Source organism: Moritella sp. 36, from assembly GCF_018219415.1.
Taxonomy (GTDB): Bacteria; Pseudomonadota; Gammaproteobacteria; order Enterobacterales; family Moritellaceae; genus Moritella.
This window is the reverse complement of record NZ_CP056120.1, coordinates 951546-970394: the sequence shown is the minus strand read 5'-3', so window position 1 is coordinate 970394 and position 18849 is coordinate 951546. Positions and strand designations below refer to the sequence as shown.

Here is an 18849-nt window from a genome sequence, read left to right as displayed (position 1 = left end):
CCTATTAATAGACTCAACCTTGGAGTTAACATGACAACTAGTTCAGCATATGAAGAGTTATCTAAGCACTTTAAAAAGATACATAACCTAAGCCACTTATCTTCTATTTGTGGTTGGGATCAAGCTGCTATGATGCCAGCAGGCGGTAATGAAGCACGCTCTGAAGCAATGGCCGAACTAGCCGTCATGATCCACCAGCAAAGTACCGCACCACAACTTGCCGGCTTAATTAACCAAGCACAAGCTGAAAACCTGTCAAGTGAGCAACAAGCCAGCTTGGCAGAGATCGACCGTAGCTGGCAGCAAGCTAACGTTGTACCGGAAGAACTTGTCTCGGCAAAATCGTTAGCAGGCTCTAAATGTGAACACGCTTGGCGTACCCAGCGTAAAGAAAATGATTGGGCAGGTTTTGCTAAAAATTTAAAAACAGTCGTTGAGCTGTCACGTGAAGAAGCCAGTATTCGCGGCCAAGCAAACAACTGTAGTAACTACGATGCCTTGATGGATTTGTACGAACCGGGCATGACTAGCGCCCAACTAGACCCTATTTTTGATGATGTGAAGTCATGGTTACCAGAATTAACGCTCGCTGCCCAGGAAAAACAACGCAGTGACAATGTCATTATGCCAACAGGACATTTCCCGATTGCATCTCAGCAACAGCTGGGATTAAAAACCATGCAGATCCTCGGCTTTGATTTTAACCATGGTCGTCTTGATGTATCAACTCATCCATTCTGCGGTGGTGTATCTTCAGATGTACGCATAACAACGCGATACGAAGAAGATGACTTTACCCAGAGTTTGATGGGCGTTGTCCATGAAACGGGCCACGCACGTTATGAGCAAGGTCTACCAAAAGCATTGAACCATCTACCAGTAGGCCAAGCGCGTTCGATGGGCATTCATGAAAGCCAAAGCCTGTTATTTGAAATGCAATTAGGTCGTAGTAAAGAGTTTTTAACCTTACTGACACCAGAAATACAGAAGGCTTTTTCAGGTACAGATAAGGCTATTTATAACCCGCTTAATCTAAGTCAGTGCTACACACGAGTGAAGCCAGATTTTATCCGTGTTGATGCAGATGAAGTCACTTATCCTGCACATGTGATGTTACGTTATGAAATCGAACAAGCACTGATGAATGGTGATATTGAAGTGGATGATATTCCAGAATTATGGGCCCTTAAAATGCAGCAATATCTTGGTGTAGATACCAAGGGTAATTACCGTAATGGCTGTATGCAAGATGTGCATTGGACAGATGGCAGCTTTGGTTACTTCCCATCTTATACCCTTGGCGCTATGTATGCTGCACAGTTTATGGCGACCATCAAACAACAGATGGATGTACCAGCAATCATTACTAGCGGTGATTTATCACCTATCTTTAATTGGCTTAAAACCAATATCTGGCAAAATGCATCACTATTAAGCACTAATGATTTAGTCAAACAAGCGACAGGGGAAACATTAAACCCGGCCCACTTTAAAGCCCATTTACAGGCCCGTTATTTGTAATACTCATTTAGTTTAAATGAATAAACGATCAAAAGGCCGTAACATTAAGTTACGGCCTTTTTAGTTTTACTTACCATCATCTAACAGTTTCAATGCTTTTCGGTAGCTATTTGGGGTCACGTGCTTATACGCTTTAAACTGGCGATTAAAGTTGGCTTGATTAAAATAACCTACTTTTTCCATGATTATATTTATTGGTAATTGAGTGTTAACGAGCAGTTCACAGGCAACATTTAACCTAATTTTCATCAAGTGTTGTGAAAAACTTTCTTTATAATGTTTGAAGAAAAACCGTCTAATCGTACTCTCGCTAACATATAAATGGCGCGCTAAGTCTGCTTGATAAATAGGACGCTGAAAATTTTTAAGAAGAAACGTTTCTGCCTTTCTAAGCTTATTTTCAACGTGATTATCCGGATCACCTTGAGCGGTCTTTCTCAATAACAATGGCGTTTGCTGTTCATCATCAATTAAAAGCGAAAAAACACGCATTAAAGTTGCTAATTGCTCAACGGGATTGAGCAATAACACGTCATCTAGCAACAAGAAAACTTGTTCTGCAGTCGTCTGTGAAAACTGTATGCCTTTTTGCGCTTCGCTTAAAACAGAACGTAATGGTTTGAGTTCGCTGCAGCAATAAATTAACTGTTCGATCCATTCTTTTTTAAACCATAACACGTGCGTTTCACAACGCTGCGATATCGACAGTTTATCAGAGCAAAATGCATGTGGGATACTTGGCGCTAATAATACCATGTGATTATGATCGATATCGCTGCAATAGTTTCCAATAAGACTTAGCCCATTAAAATTGCGGTGTATGGCAATTTCATATTCTTCATGTTGGTGCCAATCAAATTTTTTTACCTCTTCCAATACTTTCTTATACCGCCAAGACACTCCAATACGTTGCGGCACCTTCTCAATATATTCTTTCATATGCTTGTCCTATAGAACAATAATACTGATTAGTACTAATAAGTAATAATAACGTAACTAATGAGCGAATAGTATTGCTATGTGGATGGGTAACACTCATGTGCTGTCGCCAATAGAGTAAACTTGAAAGTAAGTGAACGACTCAACTGGAGATAATAATATGAATGCTTTAATAAACAGAATTAATCAACTAATTATCGAAAACCGTAGTGAATGGATTGGACTAATCACCTATGAATACGGTATTGACAGTAATGATGCTCTCAAGTATTACGGATACACATCAATAGAAGATTATAGCCAAGACTTGATAAAATACTTTTCTAATAAACAGCACTGATTTAATCGAACAAGCAACAGGGTGATTGCTCCCGCCTGTTGCTTTCAATTTTAAATTATTTAAGAATCGTCTTATACTATTTTAACCACCTAGTGTTGCAGTCATTCCCGAGGTAGTCAATTCTACTTGCCAACGCGCATCCTCCGCAGTGGTATTTCCACTTAATTGAATCGGATATAGCGGCGTTGTAACTTTGACTAACATCGCAGGAAAAATTACATTCGTCGCGGTATTCGTTAGCGTTTTTGCTAACGCATTAGCACTGAGTATTTCTGTTTTAAATTCAGTACCGTGAAAATCACGCACTTCCCAATCACGCTGTCCAACCCAAGAAATATTATTTTTTACATGAATAGCCATATTGTATTCCAATTAAAGAGTTAACGAATTTATATTACCTCTAAATTGCAGGCACCAAAACAAATCTAATGCGTTGATTTTAAAGGTAACATCAAAATGTCGCTGTCATGATGACTATCTTTACATATTGTCATTATGACTATAGACTGTCGATAAGACAGTATTCAATATGGCTGACATTATGCAAACTAGCACTAAAGACCTTATCCATATCGCCTTAGATTTAACAACCAATATCTCTAGTCAGGATCGTTTCGAACGCCTACTTACAACAATGCGTAGACTATTCAAGTGTGATGCATCTGCGCTATTAGAGTTTAAGGGACTGCATTTCAAACCCTTAGCAATTAATGGCCTTAATGCTGACGTATTGGGCAGACAATTCAATATCAGTGAACACCCTAGATTAGAAGCCATTGCCAGAGCTGGTGATGTGGTCAGGTTTCCTGCAGACAGTTCTCTACCCGATCCTTATGACGCCCTGATTACCTCACATGAAGGTAATTTGCATGTACATGCCTGTGTCGGATTACCCTTGATGGCAAATCAACGCCTGATTGGTGCCCTTACCCTCGATAGCTTTGATCCCCATCAGTTTGATAACTTCAGCAATGATGAACTACGTACGGTGAGTGCGCTTGCAGCCGCGACACTTAATATTGCATTATTGATGGATAAACTGGAAAAAGCGGCAGGCGATATGACAGAATCAGATCCCGCCAAACATCAACCCCAAAGTAACACTGAAATTATTGGTCAATCCGCGCAGATCCAAGCCTTAAAAAAAGAAATAAGCGTGGTTGCGAGCACCGATATGACCGCCTTGATCTTGGGAGAAACAGGAGTTGGTAAAGAATTAGTTGCCACCGCAATCCACCAGCAATCTTCTCGAGCCGACAAACCTCTGATATACCTTAACTGCGCAGCTTTACCAGAGTCTATTGCAGAAAGTGAACTATTTGGACATGTAAAAGGCGCATTTACCGGTGCGATAAGTAACCGCAGTGGTAAGTTTGAATTAGCAGATAAAGGCACCCTATTTCTTGATGAAATTGGTGAGTTAACCCTAACTTTACAAGCAAAATTATTGCGGGTATTGCAGTATGGTGACTTACAACGTATTGGTGATGACCGAAACTTAAAAGTCGATACGCGTATCATAGCGGCAACCAACAAAGATTTAAAAGAAGAAGTACTTGCAGGTCGTTTTAGAGCAGATCTTTATCATCGCCTTAGCGTATTTCCCATTACAGTATCACCGATGCGCGAACGTGGCGAAGACATTATATTATTGGCTGGTTTTTTCATTGAACGCTGTCGCAGCAAACTGCAATTAAGCCACCTTAGCTTAAGCTCCACCTGCCAAGCTATACTGATGAATTATCCATGGCCAGGTAATATCAGAGAACTTGAACACAGTGTTAATCGTGCAGCGATCCTCGCCAAAGCAGAAGCTACAGATGAATACGTAATACTGCAGCCCTCGCATTTTAAGCTTGAGCATGCACTCGTTGAAGTAACTGATATGATTGAGCAACCGACAATGTCCGCCGCCAACATACCCGTCGATAATTTACGTGACGCGACCGAGCAATTTCAACGACAGTTAATCAATAACGCCCTTAAACAAAATAACAATAACTGGGCTGCAACTGCACGCCAGCTTTCTGTCGATGTTGGTAACCTGCACCGATTAGCTAAGCGGATTGAATTGAAACAATAACAATTGAAAGAGTAAAATTACAAAAGTAAAAAGGCCGCACATTTATATTAATAAAGATGTGCGGCCTTTGTTTTATTCACTTTACCTAACTGATATAGATAACTATTTCATCGGTTGTGATATTTGCTGTAATGACATATCACCCGGTGCAATAGCCAGCGTCATCCTCGCAATTCCACTTTCTGAATTAAACCCACTAAGGTTTAGAACAACATCCAATTTTATCTGTTCTAAATTACTTAACTCAATATTCATACGGCCATCATCTAAAAATGTTAGCGGCCCTTGTAGATGAACATTTTCCAAAGGATAACTGTGCAGGTTATGTGTAACTAAGCCACCTAATACACTCATAAATGGATTATCCATATAGATATCTAAATCAATTTTGAAATTAAGTCTGTTCTCTTCTTCATTCCAAATAATATAACCCGTTGGAACTTCTGTTTTACCATTCACAACCGAATACTTAGGACGCATAATCATAGTGCCAGTTGGTACTTCAGATTCAATAAAACCAATATTAAAGAAACCAAGCATGGCTGCAACGTTTACATTTGAGGATATCAATTGCTCAGCATGGACTTTCACTGGGATTCGGTTATTTTCAGCATCGTATTCACCTACTTCCGTCGGCATAAAACCGCTGATGAAAGTTTTAGCATAATCATCACTACAAGTTTGATCTAACTCACAACCAACTGTGGCTCTAACTAACGCCCCACTCGTCCCCAGTAGAGATAATTTCGCAAAATTACCACTGACAACCTCTTCTTTTATATCATCCCAACGATAATCACGATTGGTATCCGATGTTGGCATCATTAATGGATTAAACACTAAGTTATCAGCAGGCGCAGCACGAAATGGCATTAACATATCTGGACCGCCAAGATCTTCATGGCTATCAGGCTTTAACAAGGTTGTTTGTAAAGGATAACCTTGCGTACTACACAATACCTCACCCGTTGAACAATCAACGCTACCTTTGGTTTCACCTTCCGCAGAAATTAAAGAATAACGATATACGTTGGAACCTTGATCCTGCCAGTTATCGCTTGGCGAGAAAGTTAATATTTTATTCTCATAATTGAGCACTCCAGGAACCGTTTCAATACAGTTACCAATACCATTAGGTTCAACAATTTCGACACGGAACGAACCAGTATTACACGTTTCGCCTAAACGTATACTGGCTTCATCCATTGACTGGCTGAACGCCACAAAAATACTGCGGTCTTCTTGTAAACTAAATATATTTAACTTTTGATCTGTCTCTAAACCACCAGCACAACGACCTGCAATATCAAGGCCTAAATCTGTATCTTCAAAAGCACATGAGTAACCCGGTACCATACCTTCGACTATTGGGGCTGTGTAGCGAGCCGTAACCTCGTCATGCTCTTCAAACTCTGTACCCTGCTCTTTATTTGGGGTAGCAAAGCTTTGCCGTACATAAGTACTATTACCCGCAAGATCTTTAATTACACCAGTAACGGTATAATCCGTTAATGGGATTAAGCTATCTGTAGGGTCAATTATAATAGAAGCACCATCCTGTGAAATAAATGTTTCCACAGCACTACCATTTTCATCTTTAAGAATAAGATTCTGTAATGATGCTAAATCTAGCGGTTCGTTATAGGTAATTGTTACATTGTCACCTAAACTAAAATGAGCTGTGTTCACATTAGGGTAAGTGGAATGAAATACCGGAGAGAGAGCATCAAAAGCGGCGGGCGGGGTCTCAACTTCAGTATACGACTCCATATGGAATGAGACTTGTGCATGTGCATTATCAACACCTAAAATTTTCAAATCAATTTCACTGATAGCATCAATGATCATCGTTGGGCCTTCCGTTCTGACGGTCCCCATCAATTCAAGATGCATAATATTCTGGCTTAATCCGCCATTAGCTTTACCATTAAGCTTGCCATTTTCAAGATAACCATCGGTGGTCATCGCGACATCCATAAATAGATGTAATTGTTTTGGCGCATACTTATTATCTGAACTGGTATTATTAATTAAATAACCCGTCGCATCAGAAATATTAGTCATGCGAATATTACCGGTATCGAAACCCGTTGGAAATTCCCCCCCCACTTTAACCGTCAGGTTAGAACTATTTAAAATAGAACCTTTACGGATTACAAGGGGTGCAGACTCATCGAAATTACCCAAGTTAGCGAGTTCAGTAATTAGATCAGAATCAACATAAGTGGTGTCATTAGTACCAATCAATACTGATTTAATGGTTACCGCATTAATGAGTTCACCAGAATAAGGTGACTCCTGATAACCATTATTCAAGGTCACATTCATTGGTTTAAATGCATGGTCGCCCGAATCTAATACCGTAAATGTTTTTTCTAGACCCGCAAAGCTATTCCCTACCTTATCTTTAACATCACTACTGACGATTAATTCATACGTCGCATCAGCATCAAGATCAACCGTAGGATCGAATGTGATATAACGGCCTTTGGCAATTAAATCACCGGAAACTTGCTCTGTCGAACCGATTTTTTGGAATTTAAATGAGTCACCAGTGATCAAGGTTTTAATATCAATTTCGTTGGTCATGCGGAGACGTAATGATGTAAACGTCGTAAAGGGCAAGTCATCCGTTGGATAAAAACCGTTAGTATCCAATGCAAAATTAGCTGAATCTTTACCTAATCGAGTCGTGAACGTCAATGGATCTTGCACCGTTCTTTCTACGGTTAATTCTTTATTACCCTCAGCTTCATTAATCAAGCCTATTTCATAAATAACGGTATACTGTTCGCCCGTTTTAAGTGCGCGTTTTGGCTTAAATGCCAAACCATTCGCTTTTGGGTTTTCAGGATCTGTCGCAAAACTACCTTCAGTCACTTCGACCGAGGCCACTTCAACCACATTACCATTACTGTCTATTAAGCTAAAATCTTGTGTCGAAAAGCTATCTAATGGATGAGAAAATGATAACAGTACAGAGGTATTAACCGCGACATCACCTTGACCATTCGATGGGTATGAATAGAATTCATGTGCATCAAATAAACTTTTAGCACGACGTTTTGCTAATTCATCCCGGCTTTCTTCTGCCGTTAAAATTGGTTCTTTCACTTTTTCATTATCTTGTGGTTCAAGTCCACAACCAGCAAGCATGACGGCCGAGGCAACGAGGCCCCCCTTCACAAAAGAGCTAAAAAAAGAATTTAAACGAAAGTTAACTGTTTTCATAAAGCCCCCTTAAAATTTAGTCGCGAATGAAAGTGAAATAGTTGACACTGTGCCTTCTAACTCAACTGAAGAAGTGTTTGCATTATCATGATGTGAGATAGTGTGGTCTGTTGGATCAAGTACTTGTAGCTGATACGCAAAATCAATCTGCCAAGGATAAGCCGTTAAACTAGTACCTTTATGGAAATAAGAAAAACCAGCACCGACCACTAATTTGTCGGCGCTTAAATAATTCACATCCAACGTTGCTTCATCTGTATCTAGCGGGGATTTTTCATAACTGGCACCCGCCATTAATTTAAATGTATCGTTAAAATTTAGCTCGATACCTGCGCGTGGAATAATGATATCTTCAAAGCCAACACTCGCTTGATCCTTTACTGTGTCTTCTAACATCAAGTCATTCAAACCTGACCAATTTTGCTGCTCAGCACTGAACGCTAAACTGACTATTCCTGCTTTAATACGTACACCTGCAGAAATAATGTCTGGCTGGTATGCATCATATGTTAATAGATTGATGGGTAAATCGGATACCGTTTGGGTTATTGTTGCGGCCGCTTTAATATTTGCTTGACCGTAACTTTCACCACGAAAAGCGGCTGCAAACGCAATACCATTACCCGCACAACTCTTATCACTGCCACATGCCATGCGTCCTAAATCCAAGGTAATTCCTGCAATAGGGGTAATAGCAGGCTCAGCTGCAACCGCGACACGTTCATTACCTGACGCGGTACCATCCAACTCACTTTCTAGACTCATATCAGCATCAGCATGCAATGATACTTGCGCACCAGCACCAATGGTTAAGCCAGGCATAATTTGAATTGAACCCGATGCAGCAACAAATAATGGCTTCTCACCATAATTGACTAACTGACCAGTCTCTGATGTTGCCGAACTAAACGCCATCATTTCAGTACCATAATTTTCGATACCAGCAATCAGACCAAAATAAATGGGGTAAGAAAAATTAAAAAGGTTGGTTATATTAACATTCATACCCGAGAGTATCGGCTGCGTTGCTTCATCAAATATTTGATCGCCAGCAGTAATGTCCGGAGTGGCTGATAATAAACCAACATACATCTCGCCTTGATCCGTCACAGCGAGTGCTGATGGATTGTAATATGCCGCTGATGACTGTGAATTAAATAAAGAAAAAGACTGTGCAGAAGCAATATCAACAGGTGATAAGCCAAACGTTGTACCTAAGTTACCTAAACTCGCTTGAGCGGTACCTGCTGTCAGTGCTAATGCCACGGATACAGAAAGTAGAGAGATATTGTTAGAAATTGTCTTCTTAGTCATTGTTGCTAACTCCATTTAGCGAAACTAAAATAAGTATCCTCTAGTGGCTCCAGCCACAACAACGGAATACAGTCAAATGGTTGAACATGCCCGAATGGACACGTTGTCATTTTTCTAACTGCAAATGTACATTGATTAGCCTATCAAATGTCAGTACCTAACTCGTGTTATTTAGTTATTCAGCGTGTAATCAGGAATAAGTACTAATTCAGCTCCCATGCTCACTGTTTTACATACTGGTACTCATATACTCCTCCTGCATATGAATCTAATTTTCTTAATAAAATAATCATTACATTTTTTAAATTGGTATTTAATTAATAAAATATAACTCTAGTTTTTAGCGGGTATCAGCAATGTTTCAAAAAATTGCAATAAATGCAGTAACTGTAATTTCTGCACCTTCATACCGTTAGGGTGTGCACGTTAATGCTTAGTGCACTACGGATAATCGATTCCTTACAATAATAAGCTCTCACTACTAAATCCTATCTATACAACTTAATTAATTATTTATTTATTATTAATTAAACAAAACCACTTAATAAATAAAAAGTAAACAAAACATTAATTTTCATTAAAACTTGCAATCTTTTAAATCAATAAACGCTAGCATTTACACGCATATGATCATGTGAATATATAAATAACCACAGGCGGACATGTTTACGCATATGTAAATGGATATACGTAAACATGTAAACAATAATACGTAAGCACGTGAAAAAAACGTATGTAAGCATTTGAATACGTGAACTCCTAAGCATTTATAGGTAGGTATGTGCACTATTACTTATCAATAAACATCGTTATTTAATAAACATCGTTATTTAATAAAAATATAATTATTTAGTAATGATTATTCTTTTAATTTCTATAAAATGTTCCCAAATAAAAAGACAAGGTGTCTTGCACATCTATAAGGATAATTATGAACTATTGTGAAACTGTGACTACAAGGTGTATGCAGATTGGTAATGTCGAACTAAACCTACGTTCAGGTTTGTATTGTGACGTCGACAATAAGTTAGATATATCAACATATAAAAAACTAGGTAAAAGAGAATTATTATTACTCGACTTTTTACTTAAAAGCCCTGCCAATATAATAGAAAAAGAGTTAATCGTAAAAGCAGTCTGGTCTAACCGAATAGTGACCGATAGTTCATTAAATGTAACGGTTCATAATTTAAGACAATTTATAAAGTCTGTATCAAGTAATATTATAATAAAAAACTTTTCAGGAGTCGGTTATGTCTTATATAAAAATACAGAATCATAACTCTGTTACCATAAAAAACATTAATAACAATTCCTCTGCAGATTTTACTTTACTTACTCAATCAATTATCAACCCAAAAAACAAGCAGGTATTTGCACTAGAAGTAACAACCAGTTTCAATCACAACTCTAAAAAAAATATCAACACAGAAGAATTTTTTAAAACTATATCAGATGATTTTGTAAAAGAGTTAATTCTAATACAAATTGAAGAATTAAATATGTGTGAATACAAATTAAATTCGGAACGAATTATAGCATCAATAAATTGTCCATTCAGTTTATTATTTGACAGTGTATTTGTTAAAGAAGTAGTTTCTTTAAGTAAAGTTCGATTTGCATTTGAAATCTGTAACTTTAAAAGTAACACAATAACCGACAGTGCAAAGAGATCTATTCGTATACTAAAATCACAAGGTCATGAGCTATGGTTGGATAACTTTATGTCTGAAGAAATACCTATTGATGCATTGCATATATTACGTTGGGATAGAGTTAAAATTGATAGAACATTTATTTATAAACATATGAATAATCATTCAATCGTTTCAGCTTTATATCATTTTGTATCTAAAAATTCATTTAAGAATTTGATCTTTGAAGGAATCGAATCTGATTACCAGCACGATCAAATTGCAAAGCTGGATTGTCTTTGCCAAGGGTTTCTCTATTGTAAACCTTTCAGCTTAGAAAACATCCAGGACCAACAATTTGAAGCACACCTCGCTTACCAATATGGATAAGAGCAAATTCTAACGTGATGAAAACCTATATGGCAATATGACTATAAAACCCAGCCAAAATCACTATCATCAATTTACTTAACTATCACTCTAATCTGCACTTCATACTCATTGTTTTACATATTAGTACTCATCGGATTAACCAGTATATGAGTACAACTTCCTCATCATTATTTGCGACCAATGGAGTTAATCTTTTGAATAAAATACTGAACGTAATCTAATCGAAAGACATTATTCCATTCGTTAATTATATCAATGAAATACAGCTCCCTTTACCAAAACACAGGGGGAAACACATTCTGGCTTATGAAAGAAAAATCCTTGAAAATAATCAACACCCAATGATAACAATACTTTGTGATCATCTTGTAATTCAACCCCCTCAACTAACACTTTTGAGCCATATCCTTTAAATGCATCAATAAGAGCTTTAAAGTTTATATAAGAGCCACTTGCCTTATGAGATAGAAAGAAATCTCGACTAATTTTTACGATTTCAGGGTGACACATCTTATAACGTTCAAAATCAGACGCTTCATCACCGTAGTCATCAAGTGCTAGAATGTAACCATATTCCGATATCAACTTTGCACCACGAGCCAACTTACCTTCACAAACAGCACTGCTCTCTGTCACTTCAGCGACAACATTAGTTAAAGGAATATCAAACTCTTTAAGCATTTTATTTACATTCACAATAATTCGAGGGAAGTCAGATAAGCGTTCAAAAAAATCTGGCGTCAAATTGAGAAATATTTTATGATATTTTTTAAAAAATTTAGATGAGCGATAACTACATAAATGTAAACGATTAATTAAAAATAATAAATCTTGTGATTCATCATTATTTTTCAAAATCGAAAAAAATACATCTGGTCGAACTACTAGCCCACTATCTCTTAAACATATTCGAGCTAAAGCTTCATACCCAATAATATTCCCATCAACATCTACAATCGCTTGAAAAGCACTTCTAATAATATAATGATGAAATATCAGGCAGTATGCTTCCTTTACATCACAAAAATAAATTTTCATCACAACCTCTTCGAGATATATAGTCGGTGCTATCAATACGATTAATTACCATCATAAAACATAACATCAATATTAAATAAAGTTAATTATAACCTTATTTAATATCCATAATCATAATAAATCTACATTTAACAAACTTATAATTATTTAATAAAAAAACAATAAACAGCCATATTATTTCACGTAAAATAATTCTGTAATTTATAAATTACAATACGTATAATCACATAAGAGATAACGCTATAATTACCAACTTACTTAATTAGGTTTCAGACTTTGAATTTAATAAATGAGAATATTAAGTAATGTACGTAACAGATTAATAACTTCCATGAAATGATAGTTATCAATCTAGTTTCCACTGAATATTGAAGGTATATTGAAGGTATATTGAAGATATATTTAGCTAAGAGTATTACTGTATAAACCATAGCCATAACCACTTACATTGACTAAACTGTAGTGATTATTTTCATCATATTTATCAAGTAGTTTCCTTAAGTTGAATATTGCAACATTTAAAGAACTTTCTGTTACAACACGATCTTTCCAGACTGAATTAATCAAGGTTATTTTACTCACAACATCGTTCTCATTATGAAGTAGAATATTTAAGGCATTTAGTTCTCTTTTACCCACACGTTCAGTTTTAAAATTTGGTTTTTGGTGCTTTATTAACCCATTTTTGAGGTTGATGTTAATATAACCAATATTAACTTCATTCTTTGCAATATTAACTTCATTCTTTGATATATACATTATTCGAACAATCTACACTTTTAATTTAACAACTTTAGGGTTAGCGACAAGCTAGTAAAGACATTACCTTATAAATTAGATAAGTAAAGTTTAAATTACCATTTCGGGCGTCTGTTTCCGCCATTTTTCATTTTATATTGAAATCCTATTCCATTCGAATAGTCTATATGAAGAGACATTTACTCACACAATAAATCTATTATAAACATGTTCCTAAGTGTTTACGTTACTATTTCCATGACTATTAATTAGTTATATCATATAACAAATAGTATCAAGCTCATGAACAATTGCGGATACAGATAGATATATTTGATTGACCGTTCGGCTCGGTAAGCGATTTAAATTATCCAGCATTACCTTTAATTCGGTAGGAGTCATACCTATCCACTGTGGAAGATCACACCAGCCTGTGACCAACCAACTCATATCAGCATCTAAAATGGAACATAATGCAGGAAATTGCATAATTGTTGGTAAAGACTTTCCTTTTCCCCAGTTGTAGACTGTTTTTTCAGAAACGCCACAAAATAATGAGATGTCTTTATTTGATAACCCTAATTCCAATTTTCGTATATTAAAGCGACCACTAAAAGTTAGATTTTCTTGCACCTCATGTTTAACTTCTTCCACATGATGAAATGGACTACTTGTCGTTACTCTATTCATAAAACACTTAAATTTATGTACTTTATGCGTTGGCTCTTTATCCACAAAGCAATTAAAATTGTGCTTTTTATGAGCGCTATTATTGATACTAAAATTTAATGTCATCGCCATTTCAAACACACTACGGAGAACGTCGCCACGGTTTTCAATATTGATATTACGAATAGAAACAAGAAACTCAAAAAAACCAATAGGAAAATCATCAACCCATTGATATTTGTCTATACGCCCAGTGACCAACCAAGCGACCTGTGAGTGAAGGATAAAACAAAGAGATGGAATATATCTAAACTCTGGTATGCTCTTGTTTTTACACCAGTTATAAACCGTGCGCTCTGTCACATTACAGCATTTCGCAATGTCATAATAACTACAGCCCACATCCCGGCATCTTAATGCAATCCTTTCTCCTATTGTTAAATGCTCAGCCAGAGTATGAAGTACTTTATTATTTTTTTTCATGAGGAGATAAATGACCAAAATATATGGATTAAACTAACTTCACATGATAATAGTGTAAGTAAAAGTAAAAGTATTGTAAGCAAACTTAAGCCTGTATAATAAAGCGTAAGCAAGTGTAAGCAAGTGTAAGCAAGTGCAAGGTGGCGCAAGCACTTCTATCGATGTTAATCAATAACCAATGATTTTATTAAAGAATACTGTTATTAAAAAAAAGAAAAGGGTGTTGGTAATATCGCTCTAGCTCCTACCTTCTTTACCGCATCAACCCGCTGAATAAAATCATCGATATTGGTCATCCGCACACCTTTAACCGGTTTATTCTGATTATCAGCACTATTATTATCAAAAAAGTCTTCCCAGTGCCCTAGCACAATTGTATTTGGCTGTGTCTGTTGCAAAATAGCGTCGGGATAATCATCAACTTGATGAAATGCAGCAACACATAGAATCGCCATATCGACCGCTTTAGTATCATTCATCATTGGCATTAACCCGTCCGGAGAGTTGCTTGCCGCATCTTGATAATGGATACGATAGGCTGGCTGCTGTTGACTATCTAAAAAGTCGATGACATAGGCATAGGTTTGCCCCTCCTTCCAACCATAAGCAGTACTGGGTAATTCCGTTAATGCATCTTCATAGGTACCAGACATCACTTTAATACCCATGAAATGTGGTGCATGATCTGATTTTATAGGCATAAAACGAATGGTGTTATTACGGTTATATATCCACCTACCCGGTTGTTCACCTTCTGCAGCATAATCCGTAATATCAAATAAACGCTCATCAGCGATAACGGCAGTAACAATATTCGTCATCGTCGTTGAACCAACAGCGGTTGTCGTCGGCATATGCTGTTGCATAATATAAGGCACATCCATCAAATGATCATAGTGCGCGTGACCGACTAAAATAAATTCGGCTTGCTTTGCCTCTACAGGTAATAATTCATCAATGAGAGCATAGTTTGATTCAATCGGTAATGGCAAAGACACATTAATTAAGCCCGGATTGGTAAACGAAGGTGCAGTCATAATGCTATCGTCGCCATATTGAAATAAGTACCCCCCGACACCGAGATATTGGATATCGAGCTTTTTATCGCCACTGACTAACGGTTGCTCATTTATATTTCGAAACGATAAATTATCATGTAGCAATAAATCATCCACAGACGTAGCACAACCAGATAGCAACCCCGCCATAACGCTGCTGAAAAAAACTTTCAATGTATAACCCTCCATAGCACCATCCAATAATGACCTGACCCCTTAAATATAACTTCATTAAAATAACAAATTACGCGATATCGAAAACAGTTAATGCGCGTTTAATCTCACACAGATATCAAAATAGTACTTTGTATTGACGTTAATCTAATTCTTTTCGCACATGTATAGTTAAAGTAACTTGGGTATAACCCTTTCGAACATTGTCATTTTTCGTCATTATTGATACCTAACTTGTCATTTTGTTGGCAGTAAAAAGCCTTTATTGGTTGCTTTAATAGAGTCATAGCTTGTTAAGCAGTCTTAATCAAAAGGAAACTGACCATGAAAAAATCGACCTTCGCAAAAACATTACTTATTACGTCAATGGCATTCACGAGCATCTCAGCAAATGCTGCAGAACAAGAACCTCTAACAGCATGGGAAAAAGCAGGTGTATTTTCATCCACCATAATCGTCGGCACCATTGCAGGTGGTCCAATTGGCTTAGTACTCGGTGTTGCAGCCGGAGATTGGATTAATAATACCTGGGACAAATCAATTGAATCTGATCAGCTTATTTCAGAAAACCAACAGATAACAGAGAATCTATTGGCAAGTGAATTGCAGAATAATCAGCTGCAGCAAGATGTATTAATTTTGGACCAACAGATCCAGAAAATAGCAGAAACAGACGAGTTAAACCAACAATTGGTATTGGATGCATTACAGTTAGACCTACTCTTTGCGGTCAATCAAAGCGTGATTGATATAACGAATCAAGCACGGTTAACACAAATAGCAGATTACTTAATAGAAAACCCAACAATAAGCATCGTTCTATCTGGTCACGCGGACCCAAGCGGACAAGAAGAACTGAACATTAATTTAGCACAGCAAAGAGCAGTAGCAGTTCATGATCAGCTTATCTCGTTAGGGGTAAACGAGAGCAATATCCAAGTACACTCTTTTGGTGCAGAATTAGCCAGTTCTGATCTAGGAGATCTTATTCAATATCCACGAGATCGCAAAGTGAGTATCGAATTTATCGATAACCTAAAAAACAATTTACATGATAGTGCTGCAGATGAAATGGCCATGCAATTCTAACAGTCCAATAATAGTCAGCTCCTTACAATGAGGGCTAGTAATGATTAGCTAGCCCATTACTCTTTTCAAACTTAAATGCACTTGTTTTATACTGAAATATTCTTGTCCTATACTGAAATGGTCATCGCAAAATATTTAAGTGATATTTTATGATCTAAGTAACAGTTTACTAGCCCCAAGTGAGTATATTTAATAGTGTATTTCACGACTATTTCGTTAGTCCCATCTTAACTAGGAGCCTCATCATGACCATTAACAATATTCTTTGCCCAACCGACTTTTCAGATATAGCGAATAAAGCAATAAGCTATGCGGCAGAAATGGCATTAAAATATGATGCTACCTTGCATTTAGTCAGTGTGATTAATGAGATCCATGGCTTTGATAGCTTTCAGGTTCTTGCCATCACCCCAAATGATATTCACGAACACATGCTAAAGATAACGCAAGAAAAACTCGATGAATTAACCATTGATATTAAGCCAAGCATACCGCTACATACTGCTGTATTAGAGGGACACCCAGCAACGGAGATTACGCAAGCTGCTGTTGATTTTGATTGTGATATGATCGTTATAGCAAGTCATGGTCGTACTGGGTTAGAGCATATCCTAATTGGCAGTGTCGCAGAATCTGTGACTCGCCATTCTCACTGCCCTGTCTTAATCGTGAAATAAAATAAACATGAACCCCATTAACTCAGATAATTTAATGGGGATTTTGATTAACTTAAATAACAACCTTACCTGCGATGATAGCTAAACGCGCTGCTGAAATAAGCGGCGCAGTGCCCGTTGCTACTTTTGTCGATAGTCGTTTGTAAATTGATGGGTAATTATTTGAAGTCAGGAACAAAGTTTGCCAATGTGTTGTAAGAAAATGCAGGAATAATCAATCGTCGCTGCCGTTTTCATTTATCACAGTAACTAGAAAATACACCATGAACCCCCAAATCTTCAAGCAGCCACGCTAAGCGCTCTAATAGTGTTACAAAAAGTCGCAACCATTAAAAATAGGTGAATTAAATAGGGTTAACTATTTGGAATTGCTATTTTTATCTTTAGTAAATTCACTAAACCAATTGGGTATTCGTTCTTCCAGCCAATATTTTGGATTTAAAATTGAGCCATATACAAAACCGACGTGCCCGCCATAGCGACTTAATTCGAATACTATATTTGCCGACATATCTTTTAGCTCTGGGATCACTTTTTTAGTTAAAAATGGATCATCTTCGGCATGAATAAATAATGTAGGCGTTTGGATCTTGTGTAAAAACTGCAAACTGCTGCATTGTCGATAATAATCCAGAGCATCTTTAAAACCATGTAGCGGCGCTGTCACACGATCATCAAATTCAACAAACGTATTTAATTTTTTGACTTGCTTGGTCGTCAAATTCAACGCTGTGCACATATCCAAATGCTCGAATTTACGTACTACACTGGCCTGCAGACGTTTAATCAATCGTCGTTGGTACGCTTTAGAAAAACCTTTTTTAATCCGCTCTGCACTTTCAGCTAACAATAATGGTGCAGATACAACAGATGCTGCTAATAATTGAGATTGCTTACCTGTTTGCGCCAAATAATGCGTTAACACACTACCTCCGAGCGAATACCCGACAGCAAATAACGGAGCATGAGGGTAGCGCTTAGCAATCAAACCAATGACATAACTTGCATCGCTTGTATCACCAGAATGATAAGCCCGTAATAAACGATTTGATTCTTCACTACAACCACGAAAGTGCATGACTAAACCAATCCAGCCAGCCGCACTGACCGCATGCATGATCCCTTTGACATAAGGCGACTCCACAGAGCCTTCAAGACCATGAAAAATAATAACAATCGGTTTATTACTTTCTACTGTTGGTAGAGCAGTCCAAGCAAGATCAAGAAAATCACCATCTTCAAGTTCTAATCTTTCACTAATTGTCGGAAACGTCAGATTTCGGCGGCTAATCGTCGGCAGCATTGTTTGTAAATGCGCATTACGAATCCACCACTGCGGCTGAAATTGGCTCGGTTGAAACATCTTTAAGTACCTTAAGTTAACCAATTGGTTGTTTAAACAACGCCTTGCATTTTATTGGATATTTTATAATAACACCACTAGGATATTTTATAATAACACTACACT

Annotated in this window: 15 protein-coding genes; 6 read left to right on the top strand and 9 right to left on the bottom strand. The window is 37.2% G+C overall.

Translation table 11 applies throughout. From position 1 onward, the window contains the following. Positions 1-30 precede the first annotated feature (30 nt). The gene (locus tag HWV03_RS04440; protein ID WP_211678641.1) at positions 31-1521 is read left to right on the top strand and encodes a carboxypeptidase M32; all 1491 of its coding nucleotides are present in this window, start codon (positions 31-33) and stop codon (positions 1519-1521) included. A gap of 66 nt (positions 1522-1587) precedes the next feature. On the opposite strand, the gene HWV03_RS04435 is transcribed toward HWV03_RS04440, so the two are convergent. Together HWV03_RS04435 and HWV03_RS22720 are read right to left on the bottom strand one after the other, a co-directional pair. Then, positions 1588-2460, bottom strand: a complete 873-nt coding sequence (locus tag HWV03_RS04435) for a helix-turn-helix domain-containing protein (RefSeq protein ID WP_211678639.1) — start codon at positions 2458-2460, stop codon at positions 1588-1590. A 421-nt stretch (positions 2461-2881) separates the two neighbouring features. Then, positions 2882-3004: a hypothetical protein gene (locus HWV03_RS22720; RefSeq protein WP_446724900.1), complete on the bottom strand. Its 123-nt coding sequence runs from the start codon at positions 3002-3004 to the stop codon at positions 2882-2884. A gap of 337 nt (positions 3005-3341) precedes the next feature. Here HWV03_RS22720 and norR point away from each other — a divergent pair, with 337 nt between their 5' ends. After that, positions 3342-4883 (top strand): nitric oxide reductase transcriptional regulator NorR, encoded by a 1542-nt coding sequence (gene norR / locus HWV03_RS04425; RefSeq protein ID WP_211678637.1) that lies wholly within the window; start codon positions 3342-3344, stop codon positions 4881-4883. A 102-nt stretch (positions 4884-4985) separates the two neighbouring features. Here norR and HWV03_RS04420 read toward each other — a convergent pair whose 3' ends face one another. Together HWV03_RS04420 and HWV03_RS04415 are read right to left on the bottom strand one after the other, a co-directional pair. Further along, complete coding sequence (locus tag HWV03_RS04420) at positions 4986-8114, bottom strand: Ig-like domain-containing protein (protein WP_211678636.1); 3129 nt, start codon at positions 8112-8114, stop codon at positions 4986-4988. Between the two features lie 9 nt (positions 8115-8123). Then, positions 8124-9428 (bottom strand): OmpP1/FadL family transporter, encoded by a 1305-nt coding sequence (locus tag HWV03_RS04415; RefSeq protein ID WP_255547065.1) that lies wholly within the window; start codon positions 9426-9428, stop codon positions 8124-8126. Positions 9429-10359: 931 nt separating this feature from the next. On the opposite strand from HWV03_RS04415, the gene HWV03_RS22715 reads away from it, so the two are divergent. Next, positions 10360-10710, top strand: coding sequence for a winged helix-turn-helix domain-containing protein (locus tag HWV03_RS22715; protein WP_211678633.1), 351 nt, complete (start codon positions 10360-10362; stop codon positions 10708-10710). Continuing rightward, positions 10682-11452 carry an EAL domain-containing protein gene (locus HWV03_RS04405; RefSeq protein ID WP_211678631.1) on the top strand — a complete coding sequence of 257 codons (771 nt, stop codon included), beginning with the start codon at positions 10682-10684 and terminating at the stop codon, positions 11450-11452. The genes HWV03_RS22715 and HWV03_RS04405 overlap by 29 nt, the downstream gene beginning before the upstream one ends. A gap of 255 nt (positions 11453-11707) precedes the next feature. Here the strand turns inward: HWV03_RS04405 and HWV03_RS04400 are convergent, their stop codons facing one another. From HWV03_RS04400 to HWV03_RS04385, 4 genes are all read right to left on the bottom strand, one after another. Beyond that, positions 11708-12493, bottom strand: a complete 786-nt coding sequence (locus HWV03_RS04400) for an EAL domain-containing protein (RefSeq protein ID WP_211678629.1) — start codon at positions 12491-12493, stop codon at positions 11708-11710. Positions 12494-12895: 402 nt separating this feature from the next. Then, positions 12896-13252: a winged helix-turn-helix domain-containing protein gene (locus tag HWV03_RS04395; protein WP_211678628.1), complete on the bottom strand. Its 357-nt coding sequence runs from the start codon at positions 13250-13252 to the stop codon at positions 12896-12898. Between the two features lie 252 nt (positions 13253-13504). After that, the gene (locus HWV03_RS04390; protein ID WP_211678627.1) at positions 13505-14383 is read right to left on the bottom strand and encodes a helix-turn-helix domain-containing protein; all 879 of its coding nucleotides are present in this window, start codon (positions 14381-14383) and stop codon (positions 13505-13507) included. Between the two features lie 203 nt (positions 14384-14586). Beyond that, complete coding sequence (locus HWV03_RS04385; RefSeq protein ID WP_255547064.1) at positions 14587-15615, bottom strand: MBL fold metallo-hydrolase; 1029 nt, start codon at positions 15613-15615, stop codon at positions 14587-14589. Positions 15616-15939: 324 nt separating this feature from the next. On the opposite strand from HWV03_RS04385, the gene HWV03_RS04380 reads away from it, so the two are divergent. After that, the gene (locus HWV03_RS04380) at positions 15940-16704 is read left to right on the top strand and encodes an OmpA family protein (RefSeq protein WP_211678625.1); all 765 of its coding nucleotides are present in this window, start codon (positions 15940-15942) and stop codon (positions 16702-16704) included. Between the two features lie 245 nt (positions 16705-16949). Beyond that, positions 16950-17381 carry a universal stress protein gene (locus tag HWV03_RS04375; RefSeq protein ID WP_211678624.1) on the top strand — a complete coding sequence of 144 codons (432 nt, stop codon included), beginning with the start codon at positions 16950-16952 and terminating at the stop codon, positions 17379-17381. 358 nt (positions 17382-17739) lie between these two features. Here HWV03_RS04375 and HWV03_RS04370 read toward each other — a convergent pair whose 3' ends face one another. Further along, positions 17740-18744 carry a hydrolase gene (locus tag HWV03_RS04370; RefSeq protein WP_211678623.1) on the bottom strand — a complete coding sequence of 335 codons (1005 nt, stop codon included), beginning with the start codon at positions 18742-18744 and terminating at the stop codon, positions 17740-17742. Between the last annotated feature and the right edge of the window lie 105 nt (positions 18745-18849).